The organism is Johannesbaptistia floridana (assembly GCF_057440575.1).
Map to the genome: position 1 here is coordinate 1 of NZ_JALKVM010000035.1, position 4,106 is coordinate 4,106.

Annotated in this window: 3 protein-coding genes; 2 read left to right on the top strand and 1 reads right to left on the bottom strand. The window is 35.8% G+C overall.

The features are described from left to right. Positions 1–89: 89 nt before the first annotated feature. Positions 90–764, bottom strand: coding sequence for a hypothetical protein (locus tag MW688_RS02550; RefSeq protein WP_486734344.1), 675 nt, complete (start codon positions 762–764; stop codon positions 90–92). Between the two features lie 675 nt (positions 765–1,439). Between MW688_RS02550 and MW688_RS02555 the strand changes: the two genes are divergently transcribed. Together MW688_RS02555 and MW688_RS02560 are read left to right on the top strand one after the other, a co-directional pair. Next, entirely contained in the window at positions 1,440–2,249 is an 810-nt protein-coding gene (locus MW688_RS02555; RefSeq protein ID WP_486734345.1) for an RNA polymerase sigma factor SigF, read from the top strand. Positions 2,250–2,426: 177 nt separating this feature from the next. Further along, positions 2,427–4,010, top strand: a complete 1,584-nt coding sequence (locus tag MW688_RS02560; protein ID WP_486734346.1) for a cation:proton antiporter — start codon at positions 2,427–2,429, stop codon at positions 4,008–4,010. The last annotated feature ends 96 nt before the right edge of the window (positions 4,011–4,106 follow it).

Sequence of the window (4,106 nt, forward strand, 5' to 3'; positions counted from 1 at the left end):
CGTATAAGCCAAATTTATCTGCTAAAATTGGCGGCACTCTAAATTTCAGAATATTGCCATCCCATTGAGATATTTGATTGCCACAGGTTTCATATGCGTGACCCTACTACAAATACGTTTCCTCTAGGCACACAAACTCTTATAGTACTTATTTTTAACCGAGCTATCTTCTTTTTTAAATGCTCTACATAACGCTTTTTATTATGAACTAAGAAACGAAGATGATTTAAGTTTGTCTTTTTAAATTTTAATGAAGTGGACAAAGGCATTTTACAGCTATGTCGGGAGTTGGTCCAATTTAAAACCTTTTTCCCTTTTACTTTCTTAGTTTTAGTGTAAAATTTATTGGTTTGTTTAATTAGTTTTACTTTACGTTTTAACCAAGTTTGTGCTGACTGTAATTTACCTTTTAGTTGTTTTATATAGTCTTTTCTAGATTCAATTGCTGAACCTACTTGTCCTTGGGCGTCTGCTATTATTCCATTGGCGTGACGCTTTAAAAGTTGGTATTTATTTTGTAAGTAACTGTTCCATTTTGATTGGTCAAACTTTACTTTATTTAACCATTTCTTTTCGATGGGACAATAATCACCCTGACAGTTTATTAGATGATTTACTGTTTCACAAACTGCTTCTCTATAAATAGGCTCATAAGCTGTTAAAAACATCTCAAAACTAGTAAAGCCCAAAGCATTTAACTCGTTTATTGGTGTTGGCAATGCTTTGACATAACTTAGGGTATTAGATTTTTTTATCACCATCATTAACAACTACTTAAGTATCAATATTATATCATTGCAAAGGACTCATGAGGTTGTACCTAACTCGGAGCCTCTCCTGCCTCCGTGCCTCGGTGCCTCCTGCCTCAAAAGGATAACCTTTGTACCTCACAAGAAAGGGAACTGCTATATATCATTGCTAAACAATAGTTGGTCGAGACTTTCTCTGATAGCGCACTAAACGACTTATAATCAAGGTGGAACACACAGTAATTATGTCTTAATTATCCCTTTGTCCCTAATTGTCAACTTACTAAAAATTACCCATTATGGCTACTTAGCTAATCAAATCAGAGAATTTCAGCAGTAATGAGTAGATATTTTTCAACTGTATTTAGCCCCATAAATACTCAGATCTTGCATCTTTACCCAAAGTTATTTGTGGTGGTTAAGTCTTGAAGTCTTGAAGTCTTGAAGTAATGAGTTAAAGAATTAATGCTCAACGCTTAAAAATTGGTTGACCTTTGTAAGATCTTAGGGTAAAGAGAAATGAACTTTTTCTGAGGTTAATTTAGTACATAAGTTCTGGTGCTTTGATATGAGAATACGTAATTATTCTGAATAACCACCAAGGGTAATTAACATTTCCGTGTATTGAACATGGTATTCAACGCGAGTCAGTTGCAGAATAATACTTAAGTGTTAAATAATGGTGGAACGATGGATACTATAACCCTAAATACCAAAAGCTTGGAATTATTCATAGCCTACTCTCGTCAGCCATCCGTAAAAGTACGGAATCAACTAGTAAAACTTAATTTGGGCCTAGTAAAAAAAGTGGCCTATAGTGTTAGCAAACAATGTGCTGAACCCTATGAAGACTTAGAGCAAATTGGCTATTTAGGGTTAATTAGAGCAATTGAACGTTTTGATCCAACTTTAGGGTGTGCCTTTAGTTCCTTCGCCATTCCCTACATACGTGGTGACATCCTCCACTATTTAAGAGACTCCAGTAACATGGTTAAGATTCCCCGCCGTTGGCAAGAGCTATCTCGTAGAGGTAAGAAACTGCGGAATCAACTAGGCAATCAAGAAGGAAATATTCCTAAAGATGCAGAAATCGCTAAGATGTTAGGAGTGAGTCTCAAAGAATGGAACGAGTGTCAACAAGCTTTTCAAAATCGCCTAACTATTAGCCTAGATTTAATGGTGGGTCAAATGATTAATTCTTCAGTTAGTATTGGGGATATTCTTCCAGACCCTCATGAACAAGCTTTACAACTCAGAGAAGAAGAACGTTTACATTTACAAGGTGCAATTAATCAACTAGAAGAAAAAACCAGAAGAACCATTGAGTGGGTATATTTACAAGATTTATCAAGAAAAGAAGTGGCCAAGCGTATTGGCACTAGTCCAATGACTGTGACTCGTCATTTAAAAAAAGGTATTGCTCAATTACAAGTTTTGTTAAATTCTCATTCGGCCAACTTATCTTTTCAGGAAACTCAAACCGCTAACTTAAGAATTTAACTTAAACTAAAATTAAAAATGTTTTAAGAATAACTCGTGACATAGCTTTTACCAATAAAATTATGAAAGTTATATTTATTTTTATTTTGGAGTGTATTTATGCGGTTTCGCTACCCTGTGGAAAAATAGCTCAATAGAGTTTATTATCATTAATTATTAAAAGTACTTTTATTATCTATGAGTTTAGAATCTACTGGAAGTGAAGTCTTAATTAAACAGAATCTGGAACAATTTTTGATTGTTCTTTCTGTATCTCTAAGTGTGGCAACTGTTTCACGTATATTTAGCTGGTTTCGTCAAATCCCCTACACTCTACTGTTAGTAATTGTGGGACTGGGGTTAGCTTTTGTCGATATTAGATTAGTTAATTTATCTCCTGAGTTAATTCTGGAAATATTTCTACCACCTCTGCTTTTTGAAGCCGCTTGGAATATTCGCTGGCGCTCTTTACTAAAAGATTGGTTACCAATTACTCTTTTTGCTATTGTGGGGGTAATTATTTCTGTTTTAGGTATAGGTCTATCTATAAGTTACTTTACACCCTTGCCATTGAGTACAGCTTTATTAGTAGGAGCAAGTTTATCAGCTACAGATCCTGTTTCGGTAATTGCACTGTTTCGAGAATTAGGTGCTAGTAAGAGATTAACAGTATTAATGGAGGGTGAAAGTCTCTTTAATGATGGGGTTGCTGTAGTAGCCTTTTTGTTACTAGTAGGCATTCCTTTGGGCACAACTGATTTTTCTATCCCCTCAACCATCGCTCGTTTTCTAGCGGTAGTTGGTATCGGTTTAGGCGTAGGCACCTTAATCGGTTTTGGTATCTCTTTTTTAACCCAGCGCTTTGATTTACCTCTCGTGGAACAGTCTTTGACTCTGGTTTCCGCCTATGGTACTTATTTAATTACAGAAGAGTTAGGTGGTTCTGGCGTAATCGCTGTAGTGAGTGTAGGGATAATTTTGGGTAATTTTGGCTCTCGTATTGGCATGAATCCCCGTACTCGTCTGTTAGTGTCTGATTTTTGGGATTTTATTGCTTTTTTCGTTAATTCAATCGTATTTTTGCTGATTGGAGACCAGATTCAAATCGACGCTTTGATGGATCGTTTTGGTTTAATTGGATTGGCTATAGCCTCTGTACTCATCACCAGATTAGCTAGTATATTTATCCTGGGTGCTATAAGTGACGCCATCAGTAAAACTCCTATTAGTTGGCAGGATAAAACTGTACTTTGGTGGGGAGGCTTACGAGGTTCGGTATCCATTGCTCTAGCTTTGAGTGTACCAGTACTCATTACTGGTAGACAAGAAATTATCGAAACAGTCTTTGGTGTGGTTTTATTCACCCTGATTATACAAGGGTTGACTACTAAACTATTACTACAAAAGCTAAATTTAATCGGCAGCGATCAAGCCATTACTCAAGAGTATACAGAATTGACCGCTCGTTTGGTAGCTTTCCGCAGGATTTCTGATTACTTAAAACAGATAAATATCTTACAAGAATATGATCAAGAATATTATAATTATCAGAATACACTTGTAGAAGGTCAAATCAAAAGCTTTGAGCAGCAACTCATTAAACTACGTCAAGAACACCCAAATGTGAGAAATATAACTATTGAACAAACTAATCAAAAACTTATTGATATTGAAGCAGACACTTACGCTGAGTTTATTCGCGCCGGACGTCTGAATAACAATCTCTCTCCTCTCCTAGAAGAGGTGATTGTTAAATCATTTGAGGATGAAGAACTAATGTAGAGAAATCACTTTTTCACACCTCGTTTAAATTGGTAGTCGTTGCAGGGCTGTTTCGTTCTAAAATTTTTCGTAAGCTAGAAGCTAGACACCACAAAA

What these genes read in the sequence shown, in the direction of transcription:
- MW688_RS02555 (WP_486734345.1), top strand. Translation starts at nt 1,440, where the DNA reads ATGGATACTATAACCCTAAATACCAAAAGCTTGGAATTATTCATAGCC.
- MW688_RS02560 (WP_486734346.1), top strand. Translation starts at nt 2,427, where the DNA reads ATGAGTTTAGAATCTACTGGAAGTGAAGTCTTAATTAAACAGAATCTG.
- MW688_RS02550 (WP_486734344.1), bottom strand. Translation starts at nt 764, where the DNA reads ATGATGGTGATAAAAAAATCTAATACCCTAAGTTATGTCAAAGCATTG.